Annotated in this window: 15 protein-coding genes; 5 read left to right on the top strand and 10 right to left on the bottom strand. The window is 68.9% G+C overall.

Annotation, left to right across the window (positions count from 1 at the left end; all coding sequences use genetic code 11):
* Window positions 1-21: 21 nt before the first annotated feature.
* The 5 genes from BUR28_RS10385 to pheS all read right to left on the bottom strand — a co-directional run bounded on the left by BUR28_RS10385 (window position 22) and on the right by pheS (window position 5,634).
* Window positions 22-471, bottom strand: a complete 450-nt coding sequence (locus BUR28_RS10385; RefSeq protein ID WP_074220052.1) for a YtoQ family protein — start codon at window positions 469-471, stop codon at window positions 22-24.
* Window positions 468-1,127, bottom strand: coding sequence for a phosphoribosyltransferase (locus tag BUR28_RS10380; protein WP_074220051.1), 660 nt, complete (start codon window positions 1,125-1,127; stop codon window positions 468-470). The genes BUR28_RS10385 and BUR28_RS10380 overlap by 4 nt, the downstream gene beginning before the upstream one ends.
* Window positions 1,128-1,154: 27 nt before the next feature.
* Complete coding sequence (gene pheT / locus BUR28_RS10375) at window positions 1,155-3,554, bottom strand: phenylalanine--tRNA ligase subunit beta (protein ID WP_074220050.1); 2,400 nt, start codon at window positions 3,552-3,554, stop codon at window positions 1,155-1,157.
* Between the two features lie 66 nt (window positions 3,555-3,620).
* Window positions 3,621-3,911: a YrhK family protein gene (locus BUR28_RS10370; RefSeq protein WP_371441592.1), complete on the bottom strand. Its 291-nt coding sequence runs from the start codon at window positions 3,909-3,911 to the stop codon at window positions 3,621-3,623.
* Between the two features lie 649 nt (window positions 3,912-4,560).
* Complete coding sequence (pheS, locus tag BUR28_RS10365; RefSeq protein WP_074220049.1) at window positions 4,561-5,634, bottom strand: phenylalanine--tRNA ligase subunit alpha; 1,074 nt, start codon at window positions 5,632-5,634, stop codon at window positions 4,561-4,563.
* A gap of 283 nt (window positions 5,635-5,917) precedes the next feature.
* Here pheS and BUR28_RS10360 point away from each other — a divergent pair, with 283 nt between their 5' ends.
* The gene (locus BUR28_RS10360; RefSeq protein ID WP_074220048.1) at window positions 5,918-6,538 is read left to right on the top strand and encodes a nitrogen fixation protein NifQ; all 621 of its coding nucleotides are present in this window, start codon (window positions 5,918-5,920) and stop codon (window positions 6,536-6,538) included.
* 61 nt (window positions 6,539-6,599) lie between these two features.
* Here BUR28_RS10360 and rplT read toward each other — a convergent pair whose 3' ends face one another.
* The 4 genes from rplT to pyk form a co-directional block, all read right to left on the bottom strand.
* Window positions 6,600-6,962 carry a 50S ribosomal protein L20 gene (rplT, locus tag BUR28_RS10355; protein WP_074220047.1) on the bottom strand — a complete coding sequence of 121 codons (363 nt, stop codon included), beginning with the start codon at window positions 6,960-6,962 and terminating at the stop codon, window positions 6,600-6,602.
* Window positions 6,963-6,975: 13 nt separating this feature from the next.
* On the bottom strand, window positions 6,976-7,176 hold the full coding sequence (rpmI, locus tag BUR28_RS10350; RefSeq protein WP_074220046.1) for a 50S ribosomal protein L35: 201 nt from the start codon (window positions 7,174-7,176) through the stop codon (window positions 6,976-6,978).
* Between the two features lie 142 nt (window positions 7,177-7,318).
* A complete protein-coding gene (locus BUR28_RS10345) occupies window positions 7,319-7,543 on the bottom strand; it encodes a hypothetical protein (protein ID WP_074220045.1) in 225 nt (74 codons plus the stop codon).
* Window positions 7,544-7,575: 32 nt separating this feature from the next.
* On the bottom strand, window positions 7,576-9,021 hold the full coding sequence (gene pyk, locus BUR28_RS10340; RefSeq protein WP_074220044.1) for a pyruvate kinase: 1,446 nt from the start codon (window positions 9,019-9,021) through the stop codon (window positions 7,576-7,578).
* A 124-nt stretch (window positions 9,022-9,145) separates the two neighbouring features.
* On the opposite strand from pyk, the gene BUR28_RS10335 reads away from it, so the two are divergent.
* From BUR28_RS10335 to BUR28_RS10320, 4 genes are all read left to right on the top strand, one after another.
* Window positions 9,146-9,904: an N-formylglutamate amidohydrolase gene (locus BUR28_RS10335; protein ID WP_371441591.1), complete on the top strand. Its 759-nt coding sequence runs from the start codon at window positions 9,146-9,148 to the stop codon at window positions 9,902-9,904.
* A gap of 15 nt (window positions 9,905-9,919) precedes the next feature.
* Complete coding sequence (locus tag BUR28_RS10330; RefSeq protein ID WP_074220043.1) at window positions 9,920-10,237, top strand: DUF1244 domain-containing protein; 318 nt, start codon at window positions 9,920-9,922, stop codon at window positions 10,235-10,237.
* Between the two features lie 150 nt (window positions 10,238-10,387).
* Window positions 10,388-12,034 (top strand): SulP family inorganic anion transporter, encoded by a 1,647-nt coding sequence (locus tag BUR28_RS10325; RefSeq protein WP_083626591.1) that lies wholly within the window; start codon window positions 10,388-10,390, stop codon window positions 12,032-12,034.
* Window positions 12,035-12,100: 66 nt separating this feature from the next.
* A complete protein-coding gene (locus BUR28_RS10320; RefSeq protein ID WP_074220041.1) occupies window positions 12,101-13,123 on the top strand; it encodes an endonuclease/exonuclease/phosphatase family protein in 1,023 nt (340 codons plus the stop codon).
* A gap of 18 nt (window positions 13,124-13,141) precedes the next feature.
* On the opposite strand, the gene BUR28_RS10315 is transcribed toward BUR28_RS10320, so the two are convergent.
* Entirely contained in the window at window positions 13,142-13,351 is a 210-nt protein-coding gene (locus BUR28_RS10315; protein ID WP_074220040.1) for a zinc-finger domain-containing protein, read from the bottom strand.
* Between the last annotated feature and the right edge of the window lie 79 nt (window positions 13,352-13,430).

The following is a 13,430-nucleotide window of genomic DNA, read 5'->3' as shown; positions in this document are numbered from 1 at the left end:
CGCAGCCCGCGCCCCGCGGCGTCAGCCCGGCAACTCGCCCGTCAGAACGTAGCGCAGAATCTGCACCACCTGTTCGGGCTCTTCGGCGACGGCCAGCGCGGCGGCGTCCACTTCTTTCAGCGCGTGGGCATGCTCGGGGCCGTGCAGGACGATCAGCGACTTGCCCAGCGCCGAGGCGACGCCCGCGTCGAAGGCCGCATTCCACTGCTTATATTTCTCGCCGAAGCGCACCACCACCACATCGGCGTCGGCGATGCCTTTGCGCGTGCGGATCGCGTTGACCATCGCGCCCTTGTGGTCGTGCCAGAACTTGTTGTCCTCGGCGCCCAGGATCGCCACACCGCAATCGTCGCTGGCGGCATGGTCCGTCACCGGCGCGTCGAAGCTGACATCCAGCCCCTTTGCGCCCTCGACGATCCGCTCGCGCCAGTCGGTGTGGATCTCGCCCGACAGGTAAACCTTCAGCGTCATCTCTCTCTCCCTTCTTCCCGGTCCCAGGCGGCGTGGAGCATCCGCACCACCTCGTCGTCGCTCACCTGGTCGAAATGCCTGTAATGCGCGCCGACCGCGTAGAATTCCCGCGGCGCCTCGAGGAAGACAAGCCGATCGGTCAGCCCGCGCATCTGCCAGATCAGCGCTTGCGGGCCCACCGGCACGGCAAGCCAGACCTCAAGCGGCCCACGCTTGTGCAGCGCGCGCAGCACGGCCGTTGCCGTCGCCCCCGTCGCCAGCCCGTCATCCACCACGATGGCCGTTCGTCCGGCCACCTTCTGCGGTGCGCGGTCGCCGAGATACAGGTTCCGGCGCTCCGCGATCTCGGCAAGTTTCTCCTCCACCTGGGGGGCGAAATCGGCTTGGCTGAGGCCGCGATAGCCCAGGATCTCCTCGTTGAACACCACCTCGCGGGCACCGCCATCGACCACCGCCCCGGCGGCGAGTTCGGGGTTGCCCGGCATCCCGATCTTGCGCACGAAGGCGAGGTCGAGCGGCGCGCCGAGCGCCTCGGCCACCGGAATGGCGACCGGCACTCCACCGCGCGGCAGCGCCAGCACCAGCGGGTTCTCGGGCGCGGCCGCCGCGACCTTTTCCGCCAGGCGCCGCCCGGCGTCTTCGCGGTTCTCGAACATGCGCGTTCCCCCTCTCGCGCCGCGACCCTAGGCCCGAAGCGTTCCGCCGGTGGCCTTTTCGACCTTCTCGACGATCTTCCGGCCGACCGCCTCGATTTCCTCGTCGGTCAGCGTGCGGTCCATCGGCTGCAGGCGCACGGTGATCGCCAGCGATTTCTTGCCCTCGCCAAGGCTGCCGCCCAGAAACTCGTCGAAGACGCGCACCTCCTCGATCAACGCCTTGTCGGCGCCCGCCGCGGCAGTCACCACCTTGGCCGCCTCGACGTCGCTGTCCAGCACGAAGGCGAAATCCCGCTCGACCGCCTGGAAGTCGGAAATCGCGAGCGCATCGCGCGTCGCACCCTTGCGGCGCGGCATCGGCACCTCGTCCAGCCAGACGGAGAAGGCCATCGCCGGGCCTTTCACGTCCATCTCGCGCAGGACCTTGGGGTGCAGTTCGCCGAACACGGCCAGCACCTTTTTCGGCCCGAGGCAGACCATCCCGTGCCGGCCCGGGTGCCACCACTCGCGTGCGCCCCGCATGATCTGTGCCTTGGCCGGCGCGCCGATGGCCGCCAGCACCGCCTCGCAATCGGCCTTGGCGTCGTAGATGTCGACCGGCCGGCGCGTGCCGTGCGGGTCGCGCGCACCGGCATGGCCGACCAGCAAACCGGTGGCCAGCGTATGCTGCTCGCCCGGTTCGGCGCCGTGGAAGGCCGGCCCCACCTCGAACAGCGCAAGGTCGGCGAAGCCGCGCGCCTGGTTACGGGCGGCCGCCTGCAAGAGGCCCGGCAGCAGGGCGGGGCGCATGTGGCTCATCTCGCTGGAAATGGGGTTTTCCAGCGCCGTCGCCTCGTCGCCCCCGCCGAACAGCGCGGCCGCGCCCTGGTCGACGAAGGAATAGGTCACGCACTCGTTGTAGCCCAGCGCCGCGCAGGTCCGCCGCCCCGCCGCCTCGCGCTTCTGCATCGGCGTCAGGATGCCCGTGGGCACGCCGACATGGGTGCGGGACAGGCGCTTGCCCTCCAGCTTCGTCAGCGAAGCCACGCGGGCCACTTCCTCCACGAGGTCGGCCTCGCCCTGCACGTCCGGCCGCCACGAGGGCACATGCGCCATGTCGCCTTCCAGCCGGAAACCCAGCGCGGTCAGCGTCCGGCGCTGTTCGTCCGCGGGGATGTCCATCCCGACCAGGCGCGCCACACGCTCGGTATCCAGCCGGTAGGCGCGGTCCATGTCCGGGGCCGCGCCGTCGGCCACGACTTCGGACGGCTCACCGCCGCACAGGTCGAGGATCATCCGCGTCGCCGCCTCCAGCCCCGGCAGGGTATAGGCCGGGTCCACCCCGCGTTCGAACCGGTAGCGGGCGTCCGAATTGACCTTCAGCGCCCGGCCCGTCGCCGCGATGGTGATCGGGTCCCAGAACGCGCTTTCGAGGAAGACGTTGACCGTGCCCTCCGTCACACCGGTATGCTCGCCGCCCATGACGCCGGCGATGCTTTCGGGGCCTTCATCGTCGGAAATCACCATCATGCCGGGCTGGAAGCTGTATTCCTTCTCGTCCAGCGCCAGCAGCGTCTCGCCCCCCTCGGCGGGGTGAATGCGCAGATCGCCCTTGACGATATCGGCGTCGAAGACGTGCAGCGGGCGGTTCTGGTCGTAGGTGAAAAAGTTGGTGATATCGACCAGCGCCGAGATGGGGCGCAGCCCGATCGCGCGCAGCCGGTCCTGCAGCCAGTCCGGGCTCGGCCCGTTCTTTACCCCACGGATCAGGCGGCCGGTGAAATGCGGCGCGCCCTTTTCCTTCAGCGCGGGGTCGATGGTCACGCCGATGGGACAGGGAAAGGCGCCCGGCACCGGCTCAACCGCTTGCGCCTTCAGCCGCCCGATCCCGCGGGCGGCCAGGTCGCGGGCCACGCCGTAGACCCCCAGCGCGTCGGGCCGGTTCGGCGTGATCGCGATCTCGATCACCGGGTCCACCTTGGCCGGGTCGTTCGCCGCCAGCCAGTCGGTGAACTTCTGGCCGACCTCGCCGGACGGCAGTTCGATGATCCCCTCGTGCTCGTCCGACAGTTCCAGCTCGCGTTCCGAGCACATCATGCCGTGGCTTTCCACGCCCCGGATCTTGCCGACTTGGATGATCGTGTCGATGCCGGGGATGTAGCTCCCCGGATGCGCCACCACGACCGTGATCCCCTCGCGCGCGTTCGGCGCGCCGCAGATGATCTGGCTCTCCCCCTGCGCCGTCGCCACCCGGCAGACCCGCAGCCGGTCGGCATCGGGGTGCTTCTCGGCCTTGACGACGCGGCCGATGGTGAATTCCTCCAGCTTCACCGCCGGGTTCTCGACACCCTCGACCTCCAGTCCCAGGTCGGTCAGCGCGTAGAGGATGTCGTCGAGCGGGGCCTCGGTCTCGAGGTGGTCCTTCAGCCAGGAGAGGGTGAATTTCATCGCTTGTGCCGCCTGTCTTTGGTCGCGCCGTCTCTAGCCCAAAGGGGGGCGGGGGGAAAGGGGGCGCTAGTCCCCCTCGGCGCGCCGGGCCAGCCGGTCGACCTCGCCCATGCGCCAAAGCCGGATCTCGCGCGCCAGCCGGATCGAGGGTTTCACGAAGAACATCACCGAGCCGAGCACGAAGAACCAGATCGCCGGGGTTTCCAGCCAGTCCCAGAAGAACAGGACCGAGCCGACGATGAAACAGGTGGCGGCGGCGAAATCGGCGAGCGTGTAGGCGAGTTCATAGGCCGCGTAGACCCGGCGCGTATCGGCGTTACGCATCCGGTTGGCGTGCTGGAAAAGCTTCATCTTCATCGCAGTCCTCCATTCTGACGGGTCCTTCCGGGGAACGACACGGAGGCGGCGATGTTTCGGACCGGCTTGGGGTGCAGCGTGGGTTGGGCGGCTCGTTTGGCGAGGGCCAGACCGCACGGATGTGAAAGGAGGGCAACGCCCGCCCTGCGGGGCGGGGTGAGGCAGCTACCCGGAAACGCGCCAGTGGCGCGTTTCGCTGCCGAACGGGCGGAGCCCCGGACGGGCCCTGCCCGGCCTGTCGGCCGGGCAGGGCTAATGATGCAGCAGTACTCCCAGTTCCCTATTCACGAGTGATACACTCGCCCAATGTGGATGCTAGATTCGGTCAAACGATTGATTTCGATATTTGGTGTTAAAGAAGGTCCGGATTTTGACCCGGGCACAAATGACATCAAAGAACTCAGAAAGATGGGGATAATCGGACAAAATCTACCGGACGAGGATTTTGGCTGGGTCAATCGAACAAACCTCGCGCGGAAGACAGTGGGCCCGCACGCAACTCACGAGCCCTGCTGGTATCAATCGTCGATGCGTGAGCGTCAACGAATAGTCCGAAGGAACAGCGACGGAACTCTAGGCTCCGTGCTTTGCATCAAACGAAGTCAAATCCGCTAGACAGCTCGAACTTGTCGCGCGGAATGCACCAATGTTACCCACTCAACCCCCCATGCAGGGTCGGCCTATCAAGCGCGCTGAACCCGTAATGCCTGAGCCACCGCAGGTCGGAGTCAAAAAACGCCCGCAAGTCCGGGATCCCGTATTTCAGCATCGCCAGCCGGTCGATGCCCATGCCGAAGGCAAAGCCCTGCCATTCGTCGGGGTCGATGCCCCCGGCCCGCAACACCTTGGGATGCACCATGCCGGAGCCGAGGATTTCCATCCAGTCGTCGCCCTCGCCGATCTTCAGCGCGCCGCCCTCCCAGGAACAGCGGATGTCGACCTCGGCCGAGGGTTCCGTGAACGGGAAATGCGAGGCGCGGAAGCGCAGTTCCACCCCCTCCACCTCGAAGAAGGCGCGGCAGAACTCCTCCAGCACCCATTTCAGGTTGGCCATGGAAATGTCGCGGTCGATCGCCAGCCCCTCGACCTGGTGGAACATCGGCGTGTGGGTCTGGTCGTAGTCGCAGCGATAGACCCGGCCCGGCGCGATTACCCGGATCGGCGCGCCCTGCGCCTGCATCGCGCGGATCTGCACCGGCGAGGTGTGGGTGCGCAGCACATGCGGCGGGCGGTCGTCGCCCTCGGTCCGCGCCATGAAGAACGTGTCATGCTCTTGCCTTGCGGGGTGTTCGGGCGGGATGTTCAGCGCGTCGAAGTTGAACCAGTCGCTTTCGATCTGCGGCCCCTCGGCCACGGCAAAGCCCATATCGGCGAAGATCGCGGTGATCTCTTCGGTCACTTGGCTTACGGGATGCACGGTGCCCCGCGGCCGGGGCCGGCCGGGCAGGGTGACGTCCAGCCATTCGCCCCGCAGGCGTTCCTCCAGCGCGGCATCGGCCAGCGCGGCCTTGCGGGCGGCCAGCGCCGCGTTGATCTCGTCCTTGAGCGCGTTCAGCTTCGGGCCCATGATCTGGCGTTCATCGGGCGTCATCTTGCCCAGTTCGCGCATTTTCAGGCTGATCTCGCCCTTCTTGCCGACGGCCTGCAGGCGCAACTCTTCCAGCGCGGCCTCGTCGCCGGCCCCCGCAATCGCATCGAGATATTTCTGCCTCAGATCGTCCATCCCGGGGCCCCTTCGCTGGCGTTCGGCGGCGTCGATAGCACAGGGGCGGGGGATTGCAAATGTGCGCGCGGGCGGGCCATGCGCTGCCGGTCCCGTCAGCAGGCGGGCGGCGGGCTGCCGAAAAACCGGGCGCCGGGGCGCGGCGCGCGCGGCACAGGGGGCGGCAGCGTTGACCGTGGGCGCCCGGCGGCGAGGATGGACGTGCAAGCGGCGGACGCGGGGCGCGGGCCGGCCCCTGCCGGGTGGCGCGGGCGCCTCCGCCCCTTGCACGACAGGAGCCGCGATGACCGGAAACGAAGCCTACCGTTGGTTGATCGGCGGCGCGGCGCCGCGGGCCGACCCGTTCGACCTGCACGTCGTTGCCTCGATCCTCGCGCTCGCCATTGCCGAGAGCGGGCGGGGCGGCACGGTGCCCGCCCAGGCGGGGCTGGACCGGGCCGCGCTGCTGACGCTGGGGGGGGAGCTGTTCCCGGCCTGCCGCGCGGGGCTGGCGGCGCTGGCCGAGGCGGACCCGCCCGCGCCGGAGATCGAGCAGAGTTCGGTCCGCGACCTTCTGCTGGCGCACGCCACCGGCGCCCGCGCGCTGGAACGTCCCCTGGCCGCGATGATCGCCCGCCGCGCGATGGAACCCGACCACCTGTGGCAGGATCTCGGCCTGCGCGACCGGGGCGAATTGTGCACCCTGCTCGAGCGTCATTTCGCGCCGCTGGCGCGCAGGAACACCGGCAACATGAAGTGGAAGCGGTTCTTCTACCGCCTGATCTGCGAGTCGGAGGGCTTTGTCCTCTGCGCCGCGCCGTCCTGCAGCGCGTGCGCCGATTTCGACATGTGCTTCGGTGACGAGAGCGGCGAGGCCCGGCTGGCGCGTGCCGCCAACGGCATAGCGGCGTCGCGCGCGCCCTGACCGGTCACGCAAAGGCCCCGCCCGGGCGACCGGACGGGGCCTGAATGGCGATGCGCGAGGCTCAGGCCAGCGCGGCCTTGGCCTTCTCGACGATCGCGCCGAATGCCTCGGGCTCGTTCACGGCGAGATCGGCCAGCACCTTGCGGTCCACCTCGATCCCGGCGCTGTTCAGCCCGTTGATGAAGCGCGAATAGGTCAGCGCCTCGTCATGGCTGCGCACGGCGGCGTTGATCCGCTGGATCCACAGCGCGCGGAAATTGCGCTTGCGCTGCTTGCGGTCGCGGGTCGCGTACTGGTTGGCCTTGTCGACGGCCTGGGTCGCGGTCTTGAAGGCGTTCTTGCGCCGACCGTAATAGCCCTTGGCGGCCTTGATCACCTTCTTGTGGCGGGCATGGGTGGTGGTGCCACCTTTCACTCGGGACATGGGTCAGGCCTCCTCAGCGGTCGTAGGGCATGTAGCGCTTGGCGAGTTTCTGGTCCGGGTCCGACAGCGTCGACATGCCCCGGGCGTCGCGGATGAACTTGTTGGTCCGCTTGATCATGCCGTGCCGCTTGCCGGCCTGGCCGGCCAGCACCTTGCCGGTGGCCGTCACCTTGAAGCGCTTCTTGGCGCTCGACTTGGTCTTCATCTTGGGCATTTCCGTCTCCTTCTCGGGCGGTTGACGCACGGCTCGGCATGCCTCACGGGCCGGCCGCGCGGGTAGAAGGCGCTCGTATAAGGGGGACGGGGAGGGCTGGCAAGGGGGAATCCGCCGGTGCCCGCGGGCGCCCCGGCCGGCCCTAGGGGAGATAGCGGTTCACGACGCCGGCAAAGACGCGCGGCACGTCCTCCACCCGGTAGCCTTGCGGGTTCTGGTGGACGGCAAGCGCGATCAGCCCGCCGGAGATCAGCACCATGATCGCCGCGGCGCGCGGGGCATGGCCATGGGTAAAGGCCGAAAGCAGCGCGGGCACGGCCAGAATGCCCACGACACAGCCGATGACCAGGAAGAGATCGGCCTGCATGTCCGACTCCCGAACGGTTGACGACGAATCGATTATTCGGGCTCGACGTTAAAAATCAGTCTCTCTTCGCAGGGGGCGACGCGCAGGATGTTGGTGGAGCCGGGCATGTTGAACGGCAGGCCCGCGACGACGATGATCTGGTCCTCGCCGTCGCCATAGCCGCCCTCGCGCGTGGCGCGGGCGGCGCTGACCACCGCCATCTTGAACCGTTCGACCTTGTCGTTGAAATAACAGTTGATGCCCCAGGACAGGCACAGCCGCCGCGCGGTCGCGGCGGTGGGGGTCAGGGCGATGATCGGCACGCGCGGGCGTTCGCGCGCGGTCTTGAGCGCGGTGGTCCCGGATTCGGTGAAGCAGCAGATCGCCTTGATGTCGGTCGTCTCGGCGATCTCGCGCGCGGCCGAGACCACGCCGTCGGCCACCGTGGTGCGCCGGGCCTGCCGGCTCGCCTCGATGATCTCGCGATAGACCGGGTCGTTCTCGACCTCGATCGCGACGTTGTCCATTGTCGAGACCGCCTCGATCGGGTATTGCCCGGCCGCGGATTCGGCCGACAGCATCACCGCGTCGGCGCCCTCGTAGATCGCGTTGGCCACGTCCGAGACTTCGGCGCGGGTGGGCATCGGGCTCTCGATCATGCTTTCCAGCATCTGGGTGGCGACGATCACCGGCTTGGCCGCGGCGCGGCAGGCACGCACCAGGCGTTTCTGGATCGGGGGGACGTTCTGGACGGGGATTTCCACGCCCAGGTCGCCGCGGGCCACCATGATTCCGTCCGACACCGCGAGGATTTCGTCGAAGCAATGCACCGCCGCGGGCTTTTCGATCTTCGACAGCAGCGCCGCCCGGTCGCCCACCAGGGACCGGGCCTCGGTCACGTCCTCGGGGCGCTGCACGAAACTCAGCGCCAGCCAGTCGATGCCGAGATCCAGCACGAAATCCAGGTCGCGCCGGTCCTTGTCGGACAACGCCGCGACGGGCAGAACGACGTCGGGGACGTTCACGCCCTTGCGGTTCGAGATCGTGCCGCCGACCGCCACCTCGCACTCGGCGAAGTCCGGCCCGCAGTTGCGCACCTCCAGCCGAATCTTCCCGTCATTGACAAGAAGCGTCGCACCGGGTTCGAGCGCGGCGAAGATTTCCTTGTGCGGCAGTTGCACCCGGTGCCCGTCGCCCGGCGCCTCGTCGAGGTCGAGGCGGAACGCCTGTCCTTCCTCGAGCTCGGCCGCGCCGTTGGCGAAGGTTCCGACCCTCAGCTTGGGGCCTTGCAGGTCCGCGAGGATCGCGATGGGCCGGCCGGTATCCTGCTCGATCTGGCGGATGATCGCGTGGCGCGCGGCGATTTCCTCATGCGTGCCGTGGCTCATGTTGAGGCGGAACACGTCCGCGCCGGCCTCGAACAGGTCGCGGATCATTTCGTAGTCGTTCGAGGACGGCCCCAGCGTGGCCACGATCTTGAGGTTGCGAAGGCGTCTCATCCTGCCCCATCTGTTGTTCAGGCGCGGATTGCCCCCGGCGGCTCCGGCCGCCTTCTCTCTAGGACGAAACCCGGCGGGATGACAACTGGCGCTAGGCGCGCGTCTGCCCTATAGGGATGTGACCGTGAAAGATGACACAGACATAACCTATCGGCCGTTCGAGACGATCGAGGCGGGGCGTGGCTCGCGCTGGCTCGTCACCTGCGACCATGCCACCAACATCGTTCCGGCGTCGGTGAACGGCGGCGATCTCGGCCTGCCGGCCGAGGACATGGCGCGGCACATCGCCTGGGACCCGGGCGCGGCCGGCGTGGCGCGGCGGCTGGCCGAACGGCTGGACGCGCCGCTGACCATGACCCGCTTCTCGCGGCTGGTGATCGACCCGAACCGGGGCGAGGACGACCCGACGCTGGTGATGCGGCTCTACGACGGCAGCGTGATCCCGGCCAATCGCGCCGTGGGCGCCGCCGAGATCGAGCGGCGGCTCGACGCCTTCTGGCGGCCCTACGACGCCGAGCTTGACCGGTTGGCCAAACGGCGTGCCGATACCGTCTTCGTGTCGATCCACAGCTTCACGCCGCGGCTCAACGGGCGCGGCGACCGCCCCTGGCAGATCGGCGTGCTGCACGGCGCCGACGACCGTTTCGCCCGCCCGCTGCTGGCGCGTCTGCGGCGCGAGCCCGACCTGTGCGTGGGCGAGAACGAGCCCTATGGCGGCCACCTGCCCGGCGACGCGGTGGACCGTCACGCCATCGCCAACGGGCTGCCGAACGTGCTGATCGAGCTACGTAACGACGTGATCGCGAGCGAAGAGGACCAGATCGCCTGGGCCGACCGGCTGGCGCCGATCCTTCGGGAGGTGCTGGCCGAAACCGGGCTCTGACAGGGAGGAGACGAGATGGACGACGCGACCCGCACCGAGATCGAGGCCGCCGCGTTCCGCAGGTTGCGCCAGCACCTGATGCAGGACCGCCCGGAGGTTCAGAACATCGACATGATGAACCTCGCTGGGTTCTGTCGGAACTGCCTGAGCCGCTGGATGCAGGAGGCCGCCGGCGAGCGCGGCATCGAGATGTCCAAGGAAGAGGCGCGCGAGGCGTTCTACGGCATGCCCTATGACGACTGGAAGGCCGCGCACCAGACCGAGGCGAGTCCCGAGCAGAAGGCCGCCTTCGAGACCGCCTTCGCCGAGAACGTGGGCAAGGAGCGGGGCTGACACCGGCAACCGTCCGGCCCGGGAGGCCGGGCGCGCGCTCCGTGTCCGCGCCCGTGGCGGGGGTGACAGGATGCGGCAGGGACATGGCGTGCGCTTGCGTGTATGCGCGGGGCACTCCCAGAGTCCCTCCGTCCTCAACCTCCGAGGCACATGATGCACAAGCCCGTGCCGCTGCACCTGCAGTTCACGCCCAAGATCCTGTCCGTCCTCTCGGAGGGCTACGGCCCGCGCAAATTCAAGGCAGATCTCGTCGCCGGGCTGACCGTCGCGGTCGTCGCGCTGCCGCTGTCGCTGGCCATCGCCATCGCCTCGGGGGTGCCGCCCGACCGGGGGCTGGTCACCGCGATCGTCGGCGGTTTTCTCGTCTCGCTGCTCGGCGGCAGCCGGTTCCAGATCGGCGGCCCGGCCGGGGCGTTCATCGTGCTGGTGGCCGCCACGGTCCAGCGCCACGGGCTCGACGGGTTGATGCTGGCGACCTTCCTTTCGGGGCTGTTCCTCGCGGCCGCCGGGGCGCTGCGGCTGGGCGGATTCGTGAAGTTCATTCCCTATCCCGTCACGGTCGGCTTCACCGCCGGGATCGGGATCATCATCCTCGTGAGCCAGCTCAAGCCCTTCCTCGGGCTCACGCTGGACGGGCCCGAGCCGGGGCCGTTTCTCGAGAAACTCCCGGTTCTCTGGGCCGCGCTGCCGACAGTCAGTCCCCTCGACCTCGTCCTGGGCCTTGGAACCTTCGGGTTCATCCTGCTCCAGCGCCGCTGGGCGCCGCGTGTTCCGGGCATGCTGCTGGCGATCGCGCTGGCGGGCCTGACCGTCTGGCTCCTGAAGCTGCCGGTGCCCACGATCGGCAGCGCCTATGGCGGCATCGCCGCCGGGCTGCCGGCGCCCGCGCTGCCCGATATCTCGCTCGCGAAGGTGCGCGCGGTGCTGCCCGACGCGCTGGCCTTCACCCTTCTCGGGGCCATCGAATCGTTGCTGTCGGCGGTCGTCGCCGACTCGATGACCGGGCGGCGGCACCGGTCCAACGCCGAATTGATCGGGCAGGGGATCGCCAACATGGGCTCCGCCTGTTTCGGCGGCTTCTGCGTCACCGGCACCATCGCCCGTACCGCCACCAACGTGCGCGCCGGGGCGCATGGACCCTTCGCGGGCATGATCCACGCGCTGACCCTGCTCGCCTTCGTGCTGCTGCTCGCGCCGCTGGCCAGCGCCATTCCGCTGGCCGCGCTGGCGGGCGTTCTGGTCTCGGTCGCGCTGCACATGATCGACCTCAAGGCGATCCTGGCGCTCGCCCGCAGCGCACGCGCGGAACTCGTGGTTCTGCTGGCCACGCTGATCACCACCGTGCTGCGCGACCTGACCGAGGCCATCATCCTGGGGCTCGCGCTCGGCGCGCTGGTGTTCCTGCACCGGATGGCGCAGATCAGCGGTGTCGACGCGATGCTGGACGAGACCGACACCGACGCCCGGCCCGAGGACCGGGGCGACAGCCGCGAAACCGTGGTGCTGCGCCTGACGGGCGCCTATTTCTTCGGGTCGGCCCCGGTGATCGAAAGCGTGCTTGACCGCATCGCCGCGCGGCCGCGCCACCTGATCCTCGACCTGGCCGACGTGCCGCTTCTGGACATGACCGGGGCGCACAGCCTGGCCGGCTTCATCCGCAAGGCGCGCGAGGGCGGCATGGCGGTGACGCTGGCCGCGCCGCGGGCGCAGCACCTCGACATGCTGCGCGCCGCGGGCCTTCCGGCGGATACCGCCACCGCCCCCGATGTCGGGGCCGCCCGCCGCGGCGGGGGCTGAGTCACGGACGTCATTGCGCCGTGTCGAAACCGGGCTAAGCTGGTCGCGTCACTCGGGAGCGCGTCCATGAAGATCGTCAACTGGAACATCGAATGGATGAACAACTGGTTCTCGGGCAACCAGTCGCCGTCCTGGGGCTCGGGCCGCCTGACGGCCGACGAGGCGCGGACCTGTGCGGGCCGCGCCGCGGCGGTGATCGACGCGCTGGAGCCGGACCTGCTGTGCATCCAGGAAGGGCCGAGCGCCGAGCCCGAGATGGCGCTGTTCCTTGGCGAGTTCCTGTCCGATTGCGCCGGGCCGCGTTACGAGGCGATCATGGGCCTGGACGGGGGTGCCCAGAAACTCTACGCGCTGCGTCGCAAGGACGGGAAGGTGGCGGCGATGGAGCGCGCGACCGATCCCGCGACCGAGGCCCTGCGGGAGCTTTGGGACGCCGATGTCAACGGCGACATGATGCTGGAGGGCTACGACTTCACCCGGCTGCCGCTGGTCGTCGATGTCGACCCGATCGGCACCCCGCCGGTCCGGGTTGTGATCCTGCACACCAAGTCGAAATACGTTCATGGCGGCGCCGCCAAGTGGCGCGACCCGGCGCGGCGGCAGGAATTCGTCGTCGAGGCGCTGCAGGCGCGGCGGCGCATCTCGGCGGAGGGGTTCCGGCTGCGCGGCTATCTCGACACGCTGGTGGCCGACGACCCCGAGGCGCGGATCGTGGTGACCGGCGACTGGAACGACGGACCGGGGCGCGATCTCTTCGAGCGCAAGTATCTCACCCACAACGTGGCCGACATCGTCCTGGGCTCGACCTTCACGCCCGAGCTGATCTTTCATCACCCGCTGATTTCCGGCGTCGCGCCGCCCGCCCTGTTCACCGCGCGGTTCGACGATTTCGTGGACGAGGTCGCCGACCGGCCGCTTCTGCTCGACCATTTCGCGGTCTCGCCGGCGCTGCGCGAGCGGGTGGCGGGGGCGGGCATCGCCCATGACCCGTTCGAGGCCCAGGTCGAGGGCGGCGGCGCCAGGCGCAGTGAGCGGCCCAGCGATCACAGGCCGATCTGGGTGGACCTTTCGGCGCCGCTGGCCGGGTAGGGGGACGGGCCGACCGGCCTAGGTCAGCTTGTCGGCGAAGCTCTCGTGGATGAACTTCTTGTCGCAATAGCCGCATTCCACGAAGCCGCGCTCGCGCGAGATCGACAGCCACACGCGCGGGTGGCCCAGCGCCTCGCCGCTGCCGTCGCAGGCCACGCGCCACTGGCTGACGATCTCGGTCTCGGGGGCCGGGGTGTCCTGTTCCTGTCCGGGGGCTTCAACCGCCATGACTGCGCTCCGCTGATTGCCGGGGCGACGGGGTCGCCTTACCTGAGCCGGCATGATAGCGAATGGCCCGCCGCCGACA

Source organism: Rhodovulum sp. ES.010 (genome assembly GCF_900142935.1).
Classification (GTDB): domain Bacteria; phylum Pseudomonadota; class Alphaproteobacteria; order Rhodobacterales; family Rhodobacteraceae; genus Rhodovulum.
Note: the sequence above shows the minus strand (reverse complement) of the source record. Positions and strands in the feature narration are given on the sequence as shown.

Coding starts and splice junctions, on each gene's coding strand:
- pheT (WP_074220050.1), bottom strand. CDS start 3,554: ATGAAATTCACCCTCTCCTGGCTGAAGGACCACCTCGAGACCGAGGCC.
- BUR28_RS10315 (WP_074220040.1), bottom strand. CDS start 13,351: ATGGCGGTTGAAGCCCCCGGACAGGAACAGGACACCCCGGCCCCCGAG.
- BUR28_RS10330 (WP_074220043.1), top strand. CDS start 9,920: ATGGACGACGCGACCCGCACCGAGATCGAGGCCGCCGCGTTCCGCAGG.
- BUR28_RS10380 (WP_074220051.1), bottom strand. CDS start 1,127: ATGTTCGAGAACCGCGAAGACGCCGGGCGGCGCCTGGCGGAAAAGGTC.
- BUR28_RS10360 (WP_074220048.1), top strand. CDS start 5,918: ATGACCGGAAACGAAGCCTACCGTTGGTTGATCGGCGGCGCGGCGCCG.
- rpmI (WP_074220046.1), bottom strand. CDS start 7,176: ATGCCCAAGATGAAGACCAAGTCGAGCGCCAAGAAGCGCTTCAAGGTG.
- BUR28_RS10385 (WP_074220052.1), bottom strand. CDS start 471: ATGACGCTGAAGGTTTACCTGTCGGGCGAGATCCACACCGACTGGCGC.
- BUR28_RS10320 (WP_074220041.1), top strand. CDS start 12,101: ATGAAGATCGTCAACTGGAACATCGAATGGATGAACAACTGGTTCTCG.
- rplT (WP_074220047.1), bottom strand. CDS start 6,962: ATGTCCCGAGTGAAAGGTGGCACCACCACCCATGCCCGCCACAAGAAG.
- pheS (WP_074220049.1), bottom strand. CDS start 5,634: ATGGACGATCTGAGGCAGAAATATCTCGATGCGATTGCGGGGGCCGGC.
- BUR28_RS10325 (WP_083626591.1), top strand. CDS start 10,388: ATGATGCACAAGCCCGTGCCGCTGCACCTGCAGTTCACGCCCAAGATC.
- BUR28_RS10345 (WP_074220045.1), bottom strand. CDS start 7,543: ATGCAGGCCGATCTCTTCCTGGTCATCGGCTGTGTCGTGGGCATTCTG.
- BUR28_RS10370 (WP_371441592.1), bottom strand. CDS start 3,911: ATGAAGATGAAGCTTTTCCAGCACGCCAACCGGATGCGTAACGCCGAT.
- pyk (WP_074220044.1), bottom strand. CDS start 9,021: ATGAGACGCCTTCGCAACCTCAAGATCGTGGCCACGCTGGGGCCGTCC.